Here is an 18875-nt window from a genome sequence, read left to right on the forward strand (position 1 = left end):
GGGTTACGACTGGTGTCTTTTCTCGGTCGCCGCGAGCACCGCCGCAACATTCGGTGCCCATCCTGTCGCGGTCAGCACCCGGCTCGCGGCGGCGAGAGTCACGCCGGTGGTGACGATGTCGTCGAGCAGCACCACGACTGGCGCCGGGCCCCCGGCACGACCCCGGAGCGGCCCCGTCGGGCGGGGCTGGAAGGCCGCCTCGGCCGCCGCCGCGCGCCCGGCGCTGTCCAGGGTGACCGAGTCGGGCCGGGGTGACGCCCGCAGCGGACGGTGCACCCGCACCGCCCAGCCGCTCCGGTTGAGTCGGGCCGCGCAGTGCCGGGCCAGCCGGTCGAGGTGGTCACCGTAGCGGGACCGGGCCGCTGCCGCGGTGTCCGGGACCGGGACCAACGCCAGCGGACGGGCCCCACCGACGGCCGCCGCGACGACCTCGGCGAGCAACGCGCCGAGCGGGCGAGCAAGCCCATGTCGGCCGTGTTCCTTGTACGCCAGCAGGGCCTCGCGCAGCGGACCCGCGTACGGGCCGAGGGCAACGCAGGACGGCAGGCCCGGCGGGGCGGGGGTGGGGCGGACCGCCCGTGGCCGCAATGCACCCAGCGCCACGACACAGGCTGGGCAGACCCCGTGCCGCAGGCCGGGTCGGCGCTCCCGACAACCGGCGCAGTCGGCGGGCAGCACCAGATCGGCGAGGTCCGCCCAGAGCCCGCTCACCGTGTCAGTAGAGGAAGAACGGCGCCGACGGGTTGCTCGGCCGGACACCGGCCGGCACCGGGGCGATGTCGCGTACCCGGCCGGGCTCGATCCGTTCGAACGGGCTGCTGCGGTAGGCCACCCCGTTCGCCTCGTACATGTACGCCCCGCTGGGCGTCCGCACACTGCGGTTGGTCGGGTACGCGGTCAGGTGGGTGACCTTGGCGCCGAGGTCGGTCCGCAGCGGTGTCTCCAGGGCACCGTCGACACTGATCTCGTAGATCGCCGGCTGGCCGACCGACCCCGCCACCACCAGCTGGTCCTCCCTGCCCCAGTCGACCGCCGTCGGGTTGGTCAGCGAGGTGACCAACTCTCGGGGCGGGCCGATGGAGGCCCCGCCGCCGTCGAGGTTGACCGCGGCGACGTAGAGACGGCCGCCGACGATCAGCGCCACCCGCTGGCCGTCCAACCCGGCGGCCACCGCGGTGACCGCGGCGGAGGGCAGGTTGAGCGGCACCGGATACATCCGGGCCGCCTCGTCGAACCGGTAGAGCTGCCCGTCGGCCACGACGAGGCCTCGGCTGGGGCGGTTGTCGACGGTACGCAGCCAGACCGGTCGGCCGATCGAGGAGTATTCGGCGCCGCTGCGGCTGACCACCGAGACCGGGTCGGCACCCGTGCCCACGGCGAGTCGGTACCGGTTCTTGCCGCTGCTGGCGACCACCATCGCGGCGAGGATCCGGCGGTCCTTCGCCAGCCCGAGGCTGGCGGAAACGACGTTACGGTTGGCCTCGGGTGTCAACGGCACCGTGCCGCTGGGCTCGCCGTCGAAGTCGAGTGGGTGGATCGCGCCGTCGTACACGCCGAACCGCTGCGGGCTGGTCGCGTACGGGTAGAGCACCCGGGCGCCTCGTCGCTCGCCCAGGTCCACCACGGGCTGGGCGTTGTTGCGGATCTTCAACTCCAGCTGACCGGTGAGGTCGCCCAGCGACCAGGCGATCTGCGTGATCAACTGGTCGATCCCGCTCTGGTCGTCACCGGACATGTCCAGGTTGACCTCCCACCGACCGTTGCCGCCGGTGGCGTTGTTGATCAGCTCGGTGCGGTCTGGCAGCCCGACGACTCCCGGGCGCAACCAGTCGGAGGGGCCACCGACCAGCCACTTCACCACCTCGTTGACCTGCCGCTCGACCGGCACCGCCTGCGGTCGGTAGCGCTGGTCGGGCACCAGGCGGCTGCGGTCCGAACTCCAGAAGTAGATCGTCTCGTCCTGGTAGTACTCCCGAAGGGCGGTGTCGCTGAGCAGCAGCACGTTGGGCGGGTTGATGACGTAGAGGCCGGCCCGGTCATCGTTGACGCCCCCGTTGAAGGACGCGCTGCGCAGGCCGAACTCGTACTCCGTCTCGGTCGCCACCGGTGGGGCCAGGATGCCGTTGGTCCGCAGCACCCCGATCTGCTGCACGGTGATCTTGACGGTCGTGGTCGAGTCGCTGTTGAGGGTGTAGACCGCCTCGCGCAGCCGGACCACGTTCAGCGCGACCTCGCTGCCCTTCTTGTCCTGTAGACGAGTCTTGTCCTCCGGGGCGATGAACGCCTTGACCCGCTCGTACGCCCGATCCGGCTCGCCGGCGGCGGCGGACAGGAAGTTGCGGACGAACGTCTCGTTGACGCTGCCGCTGGCCGTGCGCGTCGGCGGCTCACTGCCCCGACTGATCACACCGGCCTCGGTCGCGGCGCTGCCCTTGCCGTCCACCCGCACGTCGGATGCCGCCGGAATGCCACAGCCGGCGCCCAGCAGCACCATCACGCCGAGGGTTCCGAGCAGAGTCGGCCGTCTCACGAGCGCACCTCCGTCCGCTGCCCGTCGCCGGCCGGAGCCGGACCGATCGCCAGTGCCCCGCCGGTGCCGGGACCGATGGCCAGTGGCCCACCGTCGCGGGGGCCGCCGAACGGCAGGGCGGCGTCGGCCGGCACCAGCCGCAGCGGTGAGGTGGTCAGCCGATCACCAGCACGGGCCGGCAGGGTGAGTCGGAACTGCGCGCCCTGGCCGGGAGCACCCCACGCCTCAAGCCAGCCGCCGTGCAGCCGTGCGTCCTCCAGGCTGATCGACAGGCCCAGCCCGGTGCCCCCGGTCTGCCGGGCCCGCGACGGGTCAGCCCGCCAGAACCGGTTGAACACCAGCTTCTCCTCGCCAACCTTCAGCCCCACTCCGTGGTCGCGGACGGTGATCGCCACGGCGGTCTCGTCTATGCCGAGGGTGATCAGCACCGGGCGGGCCTCACCGTGCTCGACGGCGTTGCCGACCAGGTTGCGCAACACCCGCTCGACCCGGCGCGGGTCGACCTCGGCGATGACCGGCGTGCCCGGAAGGTCGAGTTCGATCGGTACGCCCACCCGCTCGGCCAGGCCCGCCAGCCGGTCGACCACCCGGTGCACCACCGGCACGAGGTCGGTCGGCTCGGAATCCAGCATGGCGAAGCCCGCGTCGAACCGACTGATCTCCAGCAGGTCGGTCAGCAGCTCCTCGAAGCGGTCCAACTCGGCCTGGAGCAGCTCGGCGCTGCGGGCGACCGCCGGGTCGAACTCGTCGCGCTCAGCGAAGATCAGGTCGGCGGCCATCCGCACCGTGGTCAGCGGGGTACGCAGCTCGTGGGAGACGTCCGAGGTGAAGCGGCGCTGCAACCGGGACATCTCTTCCAGGCGCAGGATCTGCCGTTGCAGGTTGGTGGCCATCTGGTTGAACGACGCGGCGAGCAGGGCCAGGTCGTCCTCACCGTTGACCACCATCCGCTGGTCGAGCAGGCCCGCGGAGAGCCGCTGGGCGGTACGTGCGGCGACCCGGACCGGGTTGACCACCAGCCGGGTGACAAGCGCCGCGAGCAACCCGAGCAGGATCACCAGCGCGACCCCGGTGGCCACCACCGTGGCGCGGGCGTCGGCGGCGGTGACGTCCTGCCGGCCCAGCGGGACCAGGTAGTAGAGCTCGATCTGGCCGAAGCGGGTGGGCACCGGCGAGCCGTAGACCAGGTATTTGGTGGTCTCGCCGGCGAGTCGCCCGGTGCGGATCTGACTCGCCACCTTGCCGTCGGCGATCGCGGCCCGCAGCTCGGGGCTGATCAGCGGCTGCACGTTCGCCGACGGGGAGGTGCGCGTCTGGATGTCGTTGGGATAGTCGTCGGCGGTGATCGCGACCACCACGCCGCTGGTCTGCTGGGGGTCGCCGCCGGCCAGGTAGTTGACGGTGCCGTCGATGGTCTCCTGGAGCTGCGCCTCCTGCGGCTGGCCGTAGAAGGAGACCTGCTTGGCCGCGTAGCTGGCGCCGGTTGTCACCCGCTGCCGGACGTCGCTGCGTGCGCTGTCGAGCAGAATGGTGGTGATCTTGTCAGCGATCAGGAACGCGAACCCGCCGACCAGGAGGCTGGAAGCGACCAGCGTGATGGTCACGACCCGAACCTGGAGCGAGCGACGCCAGGTCTGGTGTGCCCGACCCACCGCACGAGCGACCCGACCACTCACCGCACGCCAGAGCTCCCCGCCGGCGCTGGGCCGGCGGGCAGCCGTACTCGGGGAGGGTGGGGGCGGCGAGGTCGACACAGTGCGACCAGGCTATCCGGTCCCCGCCTTGTAACCCACGCCCCGCACGGTGAGGATGATTTCCGGTCGCTCCGGGTCTGGTTCGATCTTGGCCCGCAACCGCTGGACGTGCACGTTGACCAGACGGGTGTCGGCCGCGTGCCGGTAGCCCCAGACCTGTTCGAGCAGCACCTCGCGGGTGAAGACCTGACGTGGCTTGCGGGCGAGCGCGACCAGCAGGTCGAATTCCAGCGGCGTCAGCTTCACCTCCTCGTCGTTGCGACTCACCGTGTGCGCGGGCACGTCGATGGTGATCTGGTTGTCCGGCGGCCCGATGGTGAGCATCTCCGGTGCCACGTCCTCGCCTCGGCGCAGTCGGGCCCGCATCCGGGCCACCAGCTCCTTGGGCTTGAACGGCTTGACCACGTAGTCGTCGGCACCGGATTCCAGGCCGAGCACGATGTCGACGGTGTCGCTCTTGGCGGTCAGCATGACGATGGGCACGCCGGACTCCGCCCGGATCGACCTGGCGACGTCGATCCCGCTCATACCGGGAAGCATCAGGTCAAGCAGCACTATGTCGGGACGACTGTCGCGAAAAGCGGCCAACGCCCGCTCGCCGTCCGCCACAAAAGAGGGCAGGAAACCCTCACTGCGCAGCACGATGCCGAGCATCTCGGCGAGCGCGGGGTCATCGTCGACCACCAGTACGCGGGCTCTCATGGGATTAATATTGCATCCTCATTCAGTTCGGTGGGACCGGCGTCCGCCGGTAACGCTCAGCGCCGCCGTCAAACCGGGTGCCCGCGGTGCGCGGCGGCGGCGCCACGTGCTGCGGTGCCTGGGCGCACGGATGGCCGCGGGCCAGGCTGCCACCATGATCCCCCTTCGGCGGCTACCAGCGCCACCGCAAGCCGGACCGATCCGGCTGTCGCCATCCGGACGACGGTCAGCCGAACAACCCACTCCCCCAGTGTTCCCCGCCGTCGCGCACCCCGGGCGGGCAGGCGAACACCCCGCTGGAGACGTGTCGCAGGTACTCGTTCATCACGTCGTGCCGGGCCAACTGCGTCTGGATCGGCACGAACTGACGGCGTGGATCACGCTGGTAGGCGATGAAGAAGAGGCCCGCGTCGAGCCGTCCGAGGCCGTCCGAGCCGTCGACGAAGTTGTAACCCCGGCGCAGCAGTTGCGCCCCGCCGTTCCGGCTCGGGTGGGCCAGCGTGACATGGGCGTGCTCGGCGATCACCGGCTTCCCGTCCGCGCCACGGGCGGCGAAGTCGGGCTCGTCGAACTCGTCGCCGCGACCCAGCGGCGCGCCGCTGCCCTTGGCCCGGCCGACGATCTCCTCCTGCTCGGCGAGGGAGGTCCGGTCCCAGGTCTCCACCAGCATTCGGATCTTGCGGGTCACCAGGTACGAGCCGCCGGCCATCCAGTCCGGCCCGTCGCCCGGCTGCACCCACAACTGGTCGCGCAGCAGGTCGGTGTCCTCGGCCTTGAGGTTGGCCGTACCGTCCTTGAACCCGAAGAGGTTGCGCGCGGTGGCCTGCTCCCGCGTGGTCGACGAGGTGCGGCCGAAGCCGAGCTGCGACCAACGGACGCTCACCACGCCCATGCCCAGCCGGGCCAGGTTACGGATCGCGTGCACCGCCACCTGCGGGTCGTTGGAGCAGGCCTGGACGCAGAGGTCGCCGCCGGAGAGCTGCGGCTGCAACGCGTCGCCGGGAAACTTCGGCAGCTCGGCGAGGGCGGCAGGGCGACGCTCGGCGAGGCCGAAGCGGTCCCGTCCGTCGGCGTCGCGGAACAGCGTCGGCCCGAAACCGATGGTGAGGGTGAGCTGCGAGGGAGGCAGGCCGAGTGCCTCGCCGGTGTCGTCCGGTGGGGCCTCCGGCATCCCGCCGACCGCACCCAGCACCCCGGCGTCGCGCCCCGCGGTCATCCGGGCGGCGGCGGCCGTCCACTCCTCAAGCAGTTCGACGAGTCGGGCCCGGTCCTTGGTGATCACGTCGAAGGCCACGAAGTGCAGCCGGTCCTGCGCCGGGGTGACGATGCCGGCCTGGTGTTCTCCGTGGAACGGCACCGCCCCGGCCGGGTGGTCACTCGCCGCAGCCGGGCCATGGGAGCCGTTCAGCAGCGCCCCCGCGCCGGCCGCCACCCCGGCGACCCCCGCCACCCCGGCGCCGGCCAGGGTGATCGCCCGGCGCCGGGTGAACCTGCTTCCGCTCATCGACTCGACTCTTTCTGCCAGGTGGTCACTTCGCGACGGCCGCGGCGACCTTGCTGATCGGCTCGGCGAGCGCGTTGATCCCGTCAGAGAGCTCCTTGAGCTCGGCCTTGCTCAGCGCGGTGTGCAGCTTCCACCCGTCGCCGTCGCGGTGCTTGCCGAGCAGTCCCTCGACGTTCGTGAACTCGGCGTCCAGCTGGCTGACCAGCTCCGGCGAGCGCTGCTGCAACGCGGGCCGCAGGGCGGACACAGCGGCCTTGGAACCTTCGAGGTTGGCGGCGAAGTCCCACAGGTCGGTGTGCGAGTAGCGGTCCTCCTCGCCGGTGATCTTGCCGCTGGCCACCTCGTCGAGCAGCTCCTTGGCACCGTTGGCGAGCTGGAGCGGAGAGAGCTTCTCGGCGTTCGCCTTGGCCACGATCTCCTTGACATCCACCAGCAGGCGGTCGGCGATCGGGCCGTCCTTGGAGATGTCGCCGGACTGCCAGAGGTCCTTCTCGATCCGGTGGAAGCCGGTGAACTCCATCCCCTCCTCAAGAACCTCCTCGCGGCCGTCGATCTTGGGGTCGAGGTCGCCGAAGATCTCAGCGACCGGCTCGATCCGCTCCCAGTAGGTGCGGGCGACCGGGTAGAGCGCCTTGGACTTCGCCACATCACCGGCCTTGACCGCGCCGACGAACTCCTCGGTCTTGTCCAACAGCGCGCTGGTCTGGCTCTTCACGTACCGCTGGTAGTTGTCAGTGGCGTCACCCAGCGCGGCGTCGGCGGTGAGCGGCTGCGCCGACCCGCTGACCTTGAGCGCGCCCCGGATGCCCTTGCCGCTCATCCCCGGCTTGCAGGCCGTCTGGTACGTGCCGGCCGGCAACTCCACGTGCAGCTCGCGGCTCAGCCCAGGGGCGATGTTCTCCACCTCACCCATCACCCGGTCGCCGTCGGCGTACACGTAGAACTCAGTGACCTTCGCACCCGAATTGGTGATCTTGAAGGTGGCGGTGCCGGCGCCCAGGTCGGTCGAGCCGACCTCACAGGCGGTGTCGCTGGCCTTGACCACGATCGGTCCGCCGGACCCGGCCTGGTCACCCTTGTCGGAGTCGGAGCAGGCGGCCAGACCGGCCGTCGCCAGCACGCCGGCGGCGGCCAGCGCGAAGAACTGGGTGGTACGCATGTGAGCTGTCTCTCCTCGTGGGTCAGGCACGCTGCGGCGCGGACGCCGCCTCGGCCTCAGCGCCGGTGTCAGCCCCGCGCTCGGTGACGGTGGTGGTGGTCGCGGCGGGTGCCGGCTTACGCCGGGCCGGTCGCAGGAAGAGCAGGAGCACCGGTACGGCGTACGCGACCCAGGCGATCGTCTCCAGCACTGTGGGCGCGGGGGTCACGTTGAACATGCCGGCGAGCAGGGCCGCGTACCAGGTGCTCGGGTCGAGCACGCTGGTGATGTCGAAGGCCAGGTCGTTCAGGCCGGGCAGGACGCCGGCCTCCTGGAAGTCGTGCACGCCGTACTTGAGGATGCCGGCGGCGACCAGGATCAGCAGCGCGCCGGTCCAGGTGAAGAACTTGCTGAGGTTGATCCGCAGGGCGCTGGCGTAGAGCAGCACGCCGAGGACCACTGCGGTGACGATGCCGCCGATCAACGCGAGCAGCGGGCCGCTGTCGCCGGCCGCACCCTGGGCGGCCGAGTAGAAGATCAGCGCCGTCTCCAGACCCTCGCGGATCACCGCGAGGAACGCCATCCCGGCGACGGCGAGGGACCCGACGGCCAGCGCCTCGGTGAGCTTGCCCCGCAGTTCGCCGGCGATGGTCCGGGCGGCCCGGCGCATCCAGAAGATCATCCAGGTCACGAAGACCACGGCGGCGACCGAGGTGATCGCCTCGAACAACTCACGATCCTCGGATCGGGACAGCAGCGAGGTCGACGTGTACTCGATCAGCCAACCGAAGAGCACCGAGAGCGCCACGGCCAGGCCGACGCCCGCCCACACCTGCGGCAGCCGGTCCCGGCGCTGCGACTTCATCAGGAAGGCGACCAGGATGCTGACCACCAGGGTGGCTTCCAGCCCTTCCCGCAGACCGATCAGGTAGGTGGCGAACATCCGAGCTCCGAATAGGTTAGGCACGCCTTGGTTGACTTAGGGCAGGCATACCTTCCTCCTGGTCAGCGTCGTCGTCAAGTTGTTCACGACAAGCTCACCCTGTCTGCGGCGAACTCCACTGTGCGAAGATCGCGCCGTGAGGGGATTCCTGCCGTGGTTGACGGTTCTGGCCGTGGTGCTGCTGCTCAGCGCACTACGCCTACGGGCGCTGGCCACACTCGTCTCGCTCGGCTGGCTGGCCTGGTGCCTCTGGACCTGGTTCCGCCCCACCCGCCGCACCTGACCAAGCCCCGCCCGACCCCAGCCCCGCGCCCCGCGCCCCGCGCCCCGCGCCCCGCGCCCCGCGCCCGCGATCTTGCACTTTCTGCGGCGACATTTCGCACCTAAAGCCGTAAATCTCTAACCGAAACTGCAAGATCGCGGGCGCGGAGGCACGGTCGCGGGCGCGGAGGGCACGGTCTCGGGCGCGGAGGGCACGAGCGCGGGAGCGCAGGGCCGATCGCGGGCGTGCAGGGCACGGTCGCGGGGAGCGCAGGGGGGCAGGGCGGAGACGACGGACCGGGCCGGCTGTGAACAGCCGACCCGGTCCAGAGATGTCGATCAGTAGCGGTAGTGATCCGGCTTGAACGGACCCTCCGTGGAGACGCCGAGGTAGGCGGCCTGCTCCTTGGTCAGCGTGCTCAGCTTGGCGCCGAGTGCGCCGAGGTGCAGTCGGGCCACCTTCTCGTCCAGGTGCTTGGGCAGCACGTAGACGCCGATCGGGTACTCCTCGGTCTTGGTGAAGAGCTCGATCTGGGCGATCGTCTGGTTGGCGAACGAGTTCGACATGACGAAGCTCGGGTGCCCGGTCGCGTTGCCCAGGTTCAGCAGGCGGCCCTCGGAGAGCACGATGATGGCGTGCCCGTCGGCGAAGCGCCACAGGTCGACCTGCGGCTTGATGTTGATCCGCTCGACGTCGGACCGCTTGGCCAGCCCGGCCATGTCGATCTCGTTGTCGAAGTGGCCGATGTTGCCGACGATGGCCTGGTGCTTCATCCGGGCCATGTGCTCGTTGGTGATGACGTCGAAGCAGCCGGTGGCGGTGATGAAGATGTCGGCCTGCTCGACAACGTCGTCCAGGGTGGCGACCTGGTAGCCGTCCATGGCGGCCTGCAACGCGCAGATCGGGTCCACCTCGGTCACCACGACTCGGGCGCCCTGGCCGCGCAGCGACTCGGCGCAGCCCTTGCCCACGTCGCCGTAGCCCATGACGACCGCCATCTTGCCGCCGATCAGCACGTCGGTGGCGCGGTTGATGCCGTCGATGAGCGAGTGCCGGCAGCCGTACTTGTTGTCGAACTTGCTCTTGGTCACCGAGTCGTTGACGTTGATGGCCGGGAAGAGCAGGGTGCCGGCCCGGTGCATCTCGTAGAGCCGGTGCACGCCGGTGGTGGTCTCCTCGGTCACGCCCTTGATGCCGGCGGAGATCCGGGTCCACCGCTGGCCGTCCTCGCCGAGCGAGCGGTGCAGCAGCTCGAGGATGACCGCGTACTCCTCGGAGTCGGCGGACTCGACGGGCGGGACCACACCGGCCCGCTCGAACTCGGTGCCCTTGTGTACGAGCAGGGTCGCGTCGCCGCCGTCGTCGAGGATCATGTTCGGGCCCTGCCCGTCCGGCCAGGCGAGCACCTGCTCGGTGCACCACCAGTACTCCGGAAGGGTCTCGCCCTTCCAGGCGTACACCGGAACCCCGGCCGGAGCCTCGGGGGTGCCGTCCGGGCCGACGACGATCGCCGCGGCGGCGTGGTCCTGGGTGGAGAAGATGTTGCAGGACGCCCAGCGCACCTGCGCGCCGAGCGCGACCAACGTCTCGATCAGGACGGCGGTCTGGATGGTCATGTGCAGGGAGCCGGTGATCCGCGCGCCGGCGAGCGGCTGCGCCTCGGCGAACTCGCGACGGATCGCCATCAGGCCGGGCATCTCGTGCTCGGCGAGCTGGATCTCTTTACGCCCGAACTCGGCGAGCGACAGATCCGCCACCTTGAAGTCGCCGTCGGCGAGCGTGCTCGGCCGGGCCTCGGACGGCGTGCCGCTGGCGGACGCCGGGAGGGTGCTGGTCATGAAAGCTCCTGTCGAACGATGTCTGCGCCGACCTTCCACCTTACGCGCGTTGGCGACGGGCATCAGGCACGGTCGGCGGACAGCGCACGGGGCGGTCGGTGATGGACGGACCTTCCCGCCCACGTCCCGCCCGCCCCGTGCATCCCCCCGGTTTGGTTCCCCCGCACGTTCTCGGACCGTCGTCGCGATAACGCTGCGTACTCATAGAGTCACACTCAGGCAGGGTGACGTCAAGCTATTCCGGGAAAGTCGGACTTGTGTCGTTGGCCCGGGTCGGGGTCAGCGCAGCCCGGACGTCGCGACGAACGCCACACCGACGCCGTCGATCCGCAGCGGCGCTTCCAACGCCGTACCGATCGCCGCCTCGCCGGAGACCAGCGTCAACGCGCCGGCACCGTCGTCCACGGTGATCGAACCACCAGCGCAGAGCACCACCCGAGGGCCGGGCAGCGACAGTGTCACCGAGGGCACCGCCGCGTCGACCCGGACCCGGTGCAGCGCGAAGTCGTCCACCGGCACGGGCCAGCAGTCCACGCCCGGGCCGACCGGCTCCGCGGCCCGCACCGGATCGACGAGCACCTCGAAGCGCAGCACCCGCAACAACTCGTCGACGTCCACCCGCTTCGGGGTCAGGCCGCCGCGCAACACGTTGTCGCTGGCCGCCATGATCTCCACGCCGCAGCCGCTCAGGTAGGCGTGCAGGTTGCCGGCGGGCATCCAGATCGCCTCCCCCGCCTCCAGCCGCAGGTGGTGCAACAGCAGCGCGACCAGCGCACCCGGATCCCCCGGGTACGCCGTTGCCAGTCGGCGGGTCAGCTCCGCGTCCGGGCCGTCGACCGGCGCCGCCACCACAGCGGCCAGCAGGTCGTGACGCTTGGCGACCGGCCAGCCGAGCAGCGTCCGCACCGCCGTCCGCAACCCTGCCGGCCCGGACCGCAACGCGGCGACCACAGGCGCCAACTCCGGTACGCCGAACGCCGCGAGCGCCTCGGCCGACTCCGCCGGATCCCGGAAACCGCACAGCGCCTCGAACGGGGTGAGCGCGACGAGCAACTCCGGCTTGTGGTGCGGGTCGGAGTAGTTGCGCGGCCCCTCGGTGCGCCCCACCTCCGCCGCATAGCCGGCCTGCGCCTGCTCGGCGTCCGGGTGGGCCTGCAGGCTCAGCGGAGCGTCGGCCGCGAGCACCTTGAGCAGGAACGGCAGCCGGTTGCCGAACCGCTCGGACACCCGCTGGCCGAGCCACTGCCCTGGTTCGTCCCGCACCAGGTCGCAGAGGCTCACCCGCAGGCCGGCACGATCCACGTGGGCCGGGGCGCCCGGGTGAGCCCCCAACCACAGCTCCGCCTCCGGGCCCGCGCTCGGCACCGCTCGCCCCTGCAGGAGGGCGATGGCTGAGCGCGAGCCCCAGGCGTAGTCCCGGATCGGCCCGTACAGTGGCTCCACCCGTCAGCCCCCGGGCCGCCCGGCCGACTCGCCCGACGTGTCCTGCGGCTGCGGCACCGCGGTGTCGGCCGCGGCACCGGTGCCGGCCTCGGCGGCAGCGGTGCTGTAGACGTCCGGCTCCAGATAGATCACCCGGGCGATCGGCACCGCGGTGCGGATCCGCGCCTCGACGGCGTTGATGCCACGAGCCAGGTCGTGGGCGCTCTCCCACTCCGGAACAGCGATCTTGGCCGCCACCATCAGCTCTTCCGGGCCCAGGTAGAGCGTCTTCATGTGGATGATCCGCTCCACCTCGGGGCCGTCGGTGACGGCCCGCTCGATGGCCGCCAGCTCGGACGCCTCGGCGCCCTCACCGAGCAGCAGGCTCTTCGTCTCGATGGCCAGCACGACGGCGATGACCACCAGCAGGATGCCGATCATCGCGGTGCCGGCGGCGTCCCACTCGCCGTTGCCGGTGATCAGCGTCATGACGACGCCGAACAGGGCGAACACCAGACCGACCAGCGCGCCGAAGTCCTCCAGGAGCACCACCGGCAGCTCCGGCGCCTTGGCCCGGCGGATGAAACGCACCCAGGACTGGTTGCCCCGGGTGTGGTTGGACTCCTTGATGGCGGTCCGGAACGAGAACGACTCCATGATGATCGCCGACACCAGCACGACCACCGGCAGCCAGTGCCAGGACTCGATGCCGCCCTTGTGATGCCACTTGTGGTACGCCTCGTAGAGCGCGAACAGGCCACCGATGCTGAACAGCACGATGGACACGATGAACGCGTAGATGTAGCGCTCCCGGCCGTACCCGAACGGGTGTTCCGGGGTGGCCGCGCGCTTCGCCCGCTTGCCACCGAGCAGCAGCAGCCCCTGGTTGCCGGAGTCGGCGACCGAGTGGACCGCCTCGGCCAGCATCGACGACGAGCCGGAGAGCAGGAACGCAACGAACTTGGTGACGGCGATGCCGATGTTGGCCAGCAGGGCGGCGACAATCGCCTTCGTCCCACCGTTGGCGCTCATGCCACCGCTCCGCTTCGCCGCACGAAGCCGCCCGGTCCGCGCATGATGCGCCGCCCCCTACGTTCGTTCACTGGTTCGACAGCTCCTTCATCTCGGTGATGGCCGGAACGGCCATCGGGTCCAACCCGTGTGCCAGAGCAAGGTAGATCGAGGCGAAATCCGGAACGGCGATCAGCGAGGCCAGCCGCTCCAGGGCGGAGCCGCCCTCGGCGGTCACCACGTCGCACCGCACGCCACGGCGCTCCGCGAGGGTCTGCACCGCGTCCGCACGGCGCTCCTCGACGGCGAGCGGCTCGTCGGTGTCGTCCTCGGCGTTGAGCCCCCCGTCGCGCAGCAGCACCAGCCGCAGCCGGGTGCCCTCGCCGTCGTCCTCGGCCGGGTCGGCGAAGATGTCCCGCTCCCCCTCGGCCAGGCCGCCGAAGACGCCGTCGAGCAGCCCGACCCGACCCCGCCCGGCCTCACCCAACGCCCCGGTGACCACCGGGTAGCGGGCGTTTGCCGACAGGGTGTCGCCGAACCGGCGGGCCGCCACCGTGGCCAGCGGGGACGAACCCCAGACGATGGGAATCGAGCCGGCCAGGCCCAGCGCCAGTGACTTCGCCGGGTTGACGAAGGACTCGGCCGCGGACCGGCAGCGGTCGGCGTCCGCGTCGAGCCGGGACGCGGTCTCGGCCAGGTCCGCTTCGTTGACCTTCACGAGCCCGAGGGAACGGGCGGCGAGCAGGACCGGCACCGTGAGTGCCCAGAGGCTGGCCCGGGCCGGAGCACGCCGGGGCACCGGGATGAACGGCGCCCGGGCCTGCTCGGCGATCGACTGCAACTGCGAATCCGGGGCACCCACGGCGACGAGTCGGGCACCACGGCGGTGGGCCGCCTCGGCGGCGCCGAGCGCCTCCGGGCTACGTCCGGACGCGCTCACCGCGATCACCACGTCGGCCGCGCCCACCCATCCGGGCACGCCGGCGGACCGGTGCCCGATGATCGGGACCGGGCAGCGTGGCCCGGCGACAGTGGCCAGCACGTCCCCGGTACGCCCGGCGGTGCCGATGCCGGCGATCACGACGGCTCGGGGCCGCCCGTCGTCGGCGAGCACCGCGAGGTTCGCCTCGGCTGCCAGTGCGGCGCTCTCGCGAACCTGCGCACCGGCCGACGCCGTGTGCCGGAGCATGCCGCCCGGGTCGGCCTCGGCCAACGCCTGCGGGTTGTCGAGCAGGGCCTCGTCGGCGTCACGGCGCCCATTGACCCCGGCCGTACCGTCGATCATGACGACTGCCCGGGGCCGCCGCGCGCCTCGTCGAGCAGCAGCACCGGCACGTCGTCGCGGACCTCGAAGATCCGGCCGCACTCCGTACAGGTCAACGTCTGCGCCTCGGCGTCATAGGTGAGCGGGGCGTGGTGCGTGTCCGGACAGGCAAGGATCTCCAGCAACTGCGGATCCAGGGCCATGGCACGGCTCCTTCCACGTGTACGGGTTGACCGACGGCGGTGCCGACCGGCGCAGGCGATCTTATCGGCGAACGCGGTCGAGCACGTCGTCCCGGAGCGAGACCATCCGATCCCGGGTGGGCGCCTCGACGTTGAGCCGCAGCAGCGGCTCCGTGTTGGAGGCGCGCAGGTTGAACCAGGCGCCGTCGGGGAAACGCAGGGTGAGCCCGTCCATCTCGTCAGCGACCGCGTCGGGGTACGCGGCGCGCACCTCGGCCACCGCCGCCGCCTGGTCGGTCACCGTCGAGTTGATCTCGCCGGAGGCGATGTAACGCTCGTACTCACCGGCCAACACGGACAGCGGCAGCGACTGCTCGCCCAGCGCGGCCAACGTGTGCATCGCCGCGAGCATCCCGGTGTCGGCGAACCAGAAGTCCCGGAAGTAGTAGTGCGCGGAGTGCTCGCCGCCGAAGACGGCGTTGGTGCGGGCCATCTCCGCCTTGATGAAGGAGTGCCCGACCCGGGCGACGACCGGCTTCCCACCGTGCTCCCGGATGATCTCCGCGACGGCGCTGGAGGTGATCAGGCCGTGGATCACCGTGGAACCGGGGTGCTTGGCCAGCTCACGGGCGGCGACGAGTGCGGTGATCGCCGACGGTGAGACCGGTTCGCCGCGCTCGTCCACCACGAAGCACCGGTCGGCGTCACCGTCGAAGGCCAACCCGATGTCCGCCCCGTGCTCGACCACAGCGCGCTGGAGGTCGACCAGGTTCGCCGGGTCGAGCGGGTTGGCCTCGTGGTTGGGGAAGCTGCCGTCCAACTCGAAGTAGAGCGGCACGATCTCCAGCGGCAGCGGCGACAGGGCCGCGTCACCCAGCACCGTCGGAACGGTGAAGCCACCCATGCCGTTGCCGGCGTCGACGACCACCTTCAACGGCCGGATGCCGGACAGGTCGACCAGCTTGCGCAGGTAGCCGGCGTAGTCGGGGAGCAGGTCGCGCCGCTCGGCGGGCCGGGTCGGCGCTCCGGCGGGACGAGCGTCGCCCGAGTCCAGGAGGGCCTGGGCCCGCTTCCGGATCTCGGCCAGGCCGCTCTCCTGGCCGATCGGGCGGGCGCCGGAGCGGCACATCTTGATGCCGTTGTACTGCGCGGGGTTGTGACTGGCGGTGAACATCGCGCCGGGCAGGTCGAGCGAGCCGGACGCGTAGTAGAGCAGGTCGGTGGAGGCGAGGCCGATCTCGATCACCGAGCGGCCCTCGGCGCGTACGCCGGTGGCGAACGCGGCGGCCAGGCCGGGCGAGGTGGCCCGCATGTCGTACCCGACGACGACGGCGTCGCCCGGCTCGTCGGTGGAGTTGAGCAGTTGGGTGAAGGCGGCGCCCAGTGCCTCGGCGACCCGTTCGTCCCACTGGTCCGGCACCGTCCCGCGGACGTCGTAGGCCTTCACAATCTGGGACAGATCAGACACGTGTTCCACTCCTTGGCCGCAGGTTAGACACCGATCCTGAGCCTAACGGAGGGCCGGGCCGTCCTCCGCTCAGCCGGGGAGGCGGGGGATGAACACGGTGTGACCGTCACCGTCCGTGGGCGGGTCACCGGGCTTCGGGCGACCGTCGGGCCGGCCCGGCATCGGCTGGGTGGCCTCCGGGGCGGGGGTGTCCGGCCGGGCACCGTAAACCCCACCGGTGGCGGGACGCGGTGACGGCACCGCACCACCCCAGGCGGCGGCCGGCGGCTGCTGGCCGTACACCTGACCGGGGCGACCGGGCGCGGCCGGCAACCCACCCCCGGCGCGGTAGGTGGTGCCGCCGGGGTTGCCCGGCAGGGTGTCGGGCACCTCGTCGGACGGCTTGCGGTCCTGCCGCGAACGACGGAACAGCAGCACGATGAGCAGCAGCCCGACCGCCACCAGCACAATGCCGAAGTACATCACCGGCGATCCTCCTCCGGACGACTCGGCGGCGGTCGCCGTGGTGCTCGGCGCCGCTGAGACGCCGCCCTGCGCCGCCGGGTTCACCGCCTCGTCGACCGTCGCGACCTCGGTCGGGCTCGGCGTCGGCGTCGGCGTCTTCGACCGCGACGGAGTCGGCGACGGAGTGACCCGCGCCCCGGTCAGCCGCGCCGCGTCCGTGGCGCGACCCAGCGTCTGGCCGGAGGCGCTGATGCCCACACCCGTGACCACGAGACGGCCGCCCGGCGCACCCGCCGCGAACGCCACCCGGTAGCGCACCGTGATGCCCTTGCCCTTGCACAGCGTCGGCTTCGAGGGTGACGTCTGCGCGGTCGACACGGTGCCGGTGCCGCCGGTGACGGCCACCGGGAACCAGCGCCCGCCCGCGTTGACCTCGACCGCCACCTGGTTCGGCTGGAGACCCTGCAGGGTGAAGCCCAGCGCGGTACGCAGCAGGACACACCCGTCGGTGCGCTTGCGCACCGCGACGTTCACCCCCTGCGCGGAACCACCGGCGGCGAAGCTGCTGGCCGCGCCCACCCGGACCGAGTCCTGATCGGCCAGCGCCGGTGACGCACCGAGCACCACCAGGCCGCCCGCAAGACCGCAGACCGCCGCGAGCCGTGCCACGCGTCGACGCACTGTCATGATTACCTCGCCGTTCTCCCCGGGTGGGGTCCGTCGGCCAGGCTACTACCGGCCCACCTGCCCCACCGGTCATAGAGCGCCCCGCATGTGTGCGGCGTTACGGTTTACCGCCCCTCCCGCCGACCTCCCGGTAGCCGGACTGACCAGCCAGTCAGCGGGCCCGCTCCGCCTCGGCGAGAGCGTCACGGCACAGCCGGTCGGCGGTGCGGGTGGTCTCCGGCAGCCGGTAGCGCGGGGTCAACGCGAGCACCTGCGCTGCCGCGTTCTCCAGGCTCATCCGATGGCCGACGCTGACGAAGACCGGCTTCACCCCGTCGCGGGTCCGCAGCACCCGACCGACGACCTCACCACCGTCGCGCAACGACGACCAGGAACCCCGCTCGGCGGACGGCGGATCCCACACCCCGACCAGTGGCGTCTTCGCCACGCCGATCGCGGGCAACCCGGTGACCACCCCCAGATGGCAGGCGAGCCCGAAACGGCGCGGATGGGCCAGCCCGTGCCCGTCGCAGACCATCAGATCCGGGATGGTCGTCAGCCGGTCGAGCGCAGCGAGCAACGCGGGCAGCTCACGGAAGGCGAACAACCCCGGCACATAATCGAACGCGGGTCGCCCCACACCGACCGCGGAGTCCACCACCGCCAGGGTCCGGGCATCCAGCACCGTCACCGCCGCCGCCAGCAGGTCACCACCCTCGGCGTACGCGACGTCCAGGCCGGCCACCGTCGCGGGCGCGCTCGGCCCCGGCCCGACCAGGTCGACAAGCGGCCGCAAATCCTCCTGTACGGCCACCGCCTCGGCAACACTGCCCGGCCCTGTCGTCCCCGTGACCGCCGCGCCAGGCGCGTGCGGCGCCTGCGGCGCTTGCGGCGCTTGCGGCGCTTGCGGCGGGCGCCATGATCCACTCGGGTTCACGGAAGTCGGGTGGTCCCGCCGCCCCGGATGCCCCGACATCAATGAACCGGAGTGGATCACCCTCGACCTGGGGCACCGACGCCATCCCCGGCGGCCCCGACCTCCTCGCCACCCCGGGCAGGATCACCGCCGGCCCGGCCCCTGATCGCGCCCAGGCCGAGGGCGAAGGCAGTGCAGAAGGCGATACCGAAGGCAACGCCACCCTTCGCACCGAACACGGGAATGCCGATCGCCAGACCGATCAGGAGGCCGACCGGCCAGGCCCAGACAGTGGACCTGACGCTCTGCGTACCAGATTTCGCCATGCGTCGATCTTATTCGGCCGCGCGAGGGCCCCGCGGACCGCTCCGACGCTCAGGCGAGCCCACGCCTACGTCACTCTCCCGATGTCGGGGTCCGCGCCAGGATCGCCGGCCGCTCGAAGCTGCTCCTCGAACATGACGAACGTCCGCTGCCGAATCCCACGAATGAGCGCCTGCTCCTTCGGCGTCAGGTGACGATCCTCGGCCTTCGCCACGTCTCTGACCGCCTGCACCGTCTCGTAGAGAGCGAAGATCGGGCCTTCCCCCTCGAGGTAGTGAGCCCGAAAGCGCTCCACCTCCTGAACGAAGTCCTCAGGAGAGCGTCGAAATACTTCGCCCCCGATGTCGAAGACGATCTCGCTGAACAACTCGTTCTTCTCTTGCCAAGCGCCAGTGTCAATCGCGACACGCCAAACCCTGGCGCCGCCGTCTGGCGTCTCCACAATTTTCACCGGGGACTGGTAGTACAGGTAGTAGGACGGGAGCACCAGACCTGGCATTTGGGCCA

The 18875-nt window shown here is 71.1% G+C and carries 18 protein-coding genes; 1 reads left to right on the forward strand and 17 read right to left on the reverse strand.

The window, feature by feature from the left end; translation table 11 throughout:
• Window positions 1–3 precede the first annotated feature (3 nt).
• The 7 genes from ACIBEF_RS02640 to efeU all read right to left on the reverse strand — a co-directional run bounded on the left by ACIBEF_RS02640 (window position 4) and on the right by efeU (window position 8571).
• On the reverse strand, window positions 4–711 hold the full coding sequence (locus ACIBEF_RS02640) for a ComF family protein (protein WP_396790550.1): 708 nt from the start codon (window positions 709–711) through the stop codon (window positions 4–6).
• A 4-nt stretch (window positions 712–715) separates the two neighbouring features.
• Window positions 716–2494 (reverse strand): LpqB family beta-propeller domain-containing protein, encoded by a 1779-nt coding sequence (locus tag ACIBEF_RS02645; protein WP_396790841.1) that lies wholly within the window; start codon window positions 2492–2494, stop codon window positions 716–718.
• A 32-nt stretch (window positions 2495–2526) separates the two neighbouring features.
• Window positions 2527–4284 carry an MtrAB system histidine kinase MtrB gene (gene mtrB / locus ACIBEF_RS02650; protein WP_396790552.1) on the reverse strand — a complete coding sequence of 586 codons (1758 nt, stop codon included), beginning with the start codon at window positions 4282–4284 and terminating at the stop codon, window positions 2527–2529.
• A gap of 12 nt (window positions 4285–4296) precedes the next feature.
• A complete protein-coding gene (mtrA, locus tag ACIBEF_RS02655) occupies window positions 4297–4986 on the reverse strand; it encodes an MtrAB system response regulator MtrA (RefSeq protein ID WP_396790554.1) in 690 nt (229 codons plus the stop codon).
• A 226-nt stretch (window positions 4987–5212) separates the two neighbouring features.
• Window positions 5213–6490, reverse strand: coding sequence for an iron uptake transporter deferrochelatase/peroxidase subunit (efeB, locus tag ACIBEF_RS02660; protein WP_357203301.1), 1278 nt, complete (start codon window positions 6488–6490; stop codon window positions 5213–5215).
• Window positions 6491–6515: 25 nt separating this feature from the next.
• Window positions 6516–7649: an iron uptake system protein EfeO gene (gene efeO, locus ACIBEF_RS02665; protein WP_396790555.1), complete on the reverse strand. Its 1134-nt coding sequence runs from the start codon at window positions 7647–7649 to the stop codon at window positions 6516–6518.
• Between the two features lie 22 nt (window positions 7650–7671).
• Window positions 7672–8571 carry an iron uptake transporter permease EfeU gene (gene efeU, locus ACIBEF_RS02670; protein ID WP_396790557.1) on the reverse strand — a complete coding sequence of 300 codons (900 nt, stop codon included), beginning with the start codon at window positions 8569–8571 and terminating at the stop codon, window positions 7672–7674.
• A 136-nt stretch (window positions 8572–8707) separates the two neighbouring features.
• Between efeU and ACIBEF_RS02675 the strand changes: the two genes are divergently transcribed.
• A complete protein-coding gene (locus ACIBEF_RS02675; RefSeq protein WP_396790559.1) occupies window positions 8708–8854 on the forward strand; it encodes a hypothetical protein in 147 nt (48 codons plus the stop codon).
• Window positions 8855–9171: 317 nt separating this feature from the next.
• Here the strand turns inward: ACIBEF_RS02675 and ahcY are convergent, their stop codons facing one another.
• From ahcY to ACIBEF_RS02725, 10 genes are all read right to left on the reverse strand, one after another.
• A complete protein-coding gene (gene ahcY, locus ACIBEF_RS02680; RefSeq protein WP_396790561.1) occupies window positions 9172–10671 on the reverse strand; it encodes an adenosylhomocysteinase in 1500 nt (499 codons plus the stop codon).
• 279 nt (window positions 10672–10950) lie between these two features.
• Entirely contained in the window at window positions 10951–12114 is a 1164-nt protein-coding gene (gene manA / locus ACIBEF_RS02685; protein ID WP_396790563.1) for a mannose-6-phosphate isomerase, class I, read from the reverse strand.
• A gap of 3 nt (window positions 12115–12117) precedes the next feature.
• The gene (locus ACIBEF_RS02690) at window positions 12118–13125 is read right to left on the reverse strand and encodes a cation diffusion facilitator family transporter (protein ID WP_396790565.1); all 1008 of its coding nucleotides are present in this window, start codon (window positions 13123–13125) and stop codon (window positions 12118–12120) included.
• A gap of 67 nt (window positions 13126–13192) precedes the next feature.
• Window positions 13193–14389: an SIS domain-containing protein gene (locus tag ACIBEF_RS02695; protein ID WP_396790567.1), complete on the reverse strand. Its 1197-nt coding sequence runs from the start codon at window positions 14387–14389 to the stop codon at window positions 13193–13195.
• Window positions 14386–14571, reverse strand: a complete 186-nt coding sequence (locus ACIBEF_RS02700) for a Trm112 family protein (RefSeq protein ID WP_091394023.1) — start codon at window positions 14569–14571, stop codon at window positions 14386–14388. The genes ACIBEF_RS02695 and ACIBEF_RS02700 overlap by 4 nt, the downstream gene beginning before the upstream one ends.
• A 61-nt stretch (window positions 14572–14632) precedes the next feature.
• Window positions 14633–16018: a phosphomannomutase/phosphoglucomutase gene (locus ACIBEF_RS02705; RefSeq protein WP_396790569.1), complete on the reverse strand. Its 1386-nt coding sequence runs from the start codon at window positions 16016–16018 to the stop codon at window positions 14633–14635.
• Between the two features lie 69 nt (window positions 16019–16087).
• Complete coding sequence (locus ACIBEF_RS02710) at window positions 16088–17149, reverse strand: hypothetical protein (protein ID WP_396790571.1); 1062 nt, start codon at window positions 17147–17149, stop codon at window positions 16088–16090.
• Between the two features lie 151 nt (window positions 17150–17300).
• Window positions 17301–17942, reverse strand: a complete 642-nt coding sequence (nfi, locus tag ACIBEF_RS02715; RefSeq protein WP_396790573.1) for a deoxyribonuclease V — start codon at window positions 17940–17942, stop codon at window positions 17301–17303.
• A gap of 179 nt (window positions 17943–18121) precedes the next feature.
• Window positions 18122–18370, reverse strand: coding sequence for a hypothetical protein (locus ACIBEF_RS02720; protein ID WP_396790575.1), 249 nt, complete (start codon window positions 18368–18370; stop codon window positions 18122–18124).
• A gap of 65 nt (window positions 18371–18435) precedes the next feature.
• Entirely contained in the window at window positions 18436–18867 is a 432-nt protein-coding gene (locus ACIBEF_RS02725; RefSeq protein WP_396790577.1) for a hypothetical protein, read from the reverse strand.
• Window positions 18868–18875 lie beyond the last annotated feature (8 nt).

Origin of the sequence: Micromonospora sp. NPDC050795 (genome assembly GCF_044456785.1) — a bacterium.
In the GTDB taxonomy this organism is placed as follows: Bacteria; Actinomycetota; Actinomycetes; order Mycobacteriales; family Micromonosporaceae; genus Micromonospora.

Excerpts from the sequence above, each read along its gene's own strand:
- ACIBEF_RS02645 (WP_396790841.1), bottom strand. The coding sequence starts at position 2,494 with ATGGTGCTGCTGGGCGCCGGCTGTGGCATTCCGGCGGCATCCGACGTG.
- mtrA (WP_396790554.1), bottom strand. The coding sequence starts at position 4,986 with ATGAGAGCCCGCGTACTGGTGGTCGACGATGACCCCGCGCTCGCCGAG.
- efeB (WP_357203301.1), bottom strand. The coding sequence starts at position 6,490 with ATGAGCGGAAGCAGGTTCACCCGGCGCCGGGCGATCACCCTGGCCGGC.
- efeO (WP_396790555.1), bottom strand. The coding sequence starts at position 7,649 with ATGCGTACCACCCAGTTCTTCGCGCTGGCCGCCGCCGGCGTGCTGGCG.
- efeU (WP_396790557.1), bottom strand. The coding sequence starts at position 8,571 with ATGTTCGCCACCTACCTGATCGGTCTGCGGGAAGGGCTGGAAGCCACC.
- ahcY (WP_396790561.1), bottom strand. The coding sequence starts at position 10,671 with ATGACCAGCACCCTCCCGGCGTCCGCCAGCGGCACGCCGTCCGAGGCC.
- ACIBEF_RS02690 (WP_396790565.1), bottom strand. The coding sequence starts at position 13,125 with ATGAGCGCCAACGGTGGGACGAAGGCGATTGTCGCCGCCCTGCTGGCC.
- ACIBEF_RS02695 (WP_396790567.1), bottom strand. The coding sequence starts at position 14,389 with ATGATCGACGGTACGGCCGGGGTCAATGGGCGCCGTGACGCCGACGAG.
- ACIBEF_RS02700 (WP_091394023.1), bottom strand. The coding sequence starts at position 14,571 with ATGGCCCTGGATCCGCAGTTGCTGGAGATCCTTGCCTGTCCGGACACG.
- ACIBEF_RS02710 (WP_396790571.1), bottom strand. The coding sequence starts at position 17,149 with ATGACAGTGCGTCGACGCGTGGCACGGCTCGCGGCGGTCTGCGGTCTT.
- ACIBEF_RS02720 (WP_396790575.1), bottom strand. The coding sequence starts at position 18,370 with ATGGCGAAATCTGGTACGCAGAGCGTCAGGTCCACTGTCTGGGCCTGG.
- ACIBEF_RS02725 (WP_396790577.1), bottom strand. The coding sequence starts at position 18,867 with ATGCCAGGTCTGGTGCTCCCGTCCTACTACCTGTACTACCAGTCCCCG.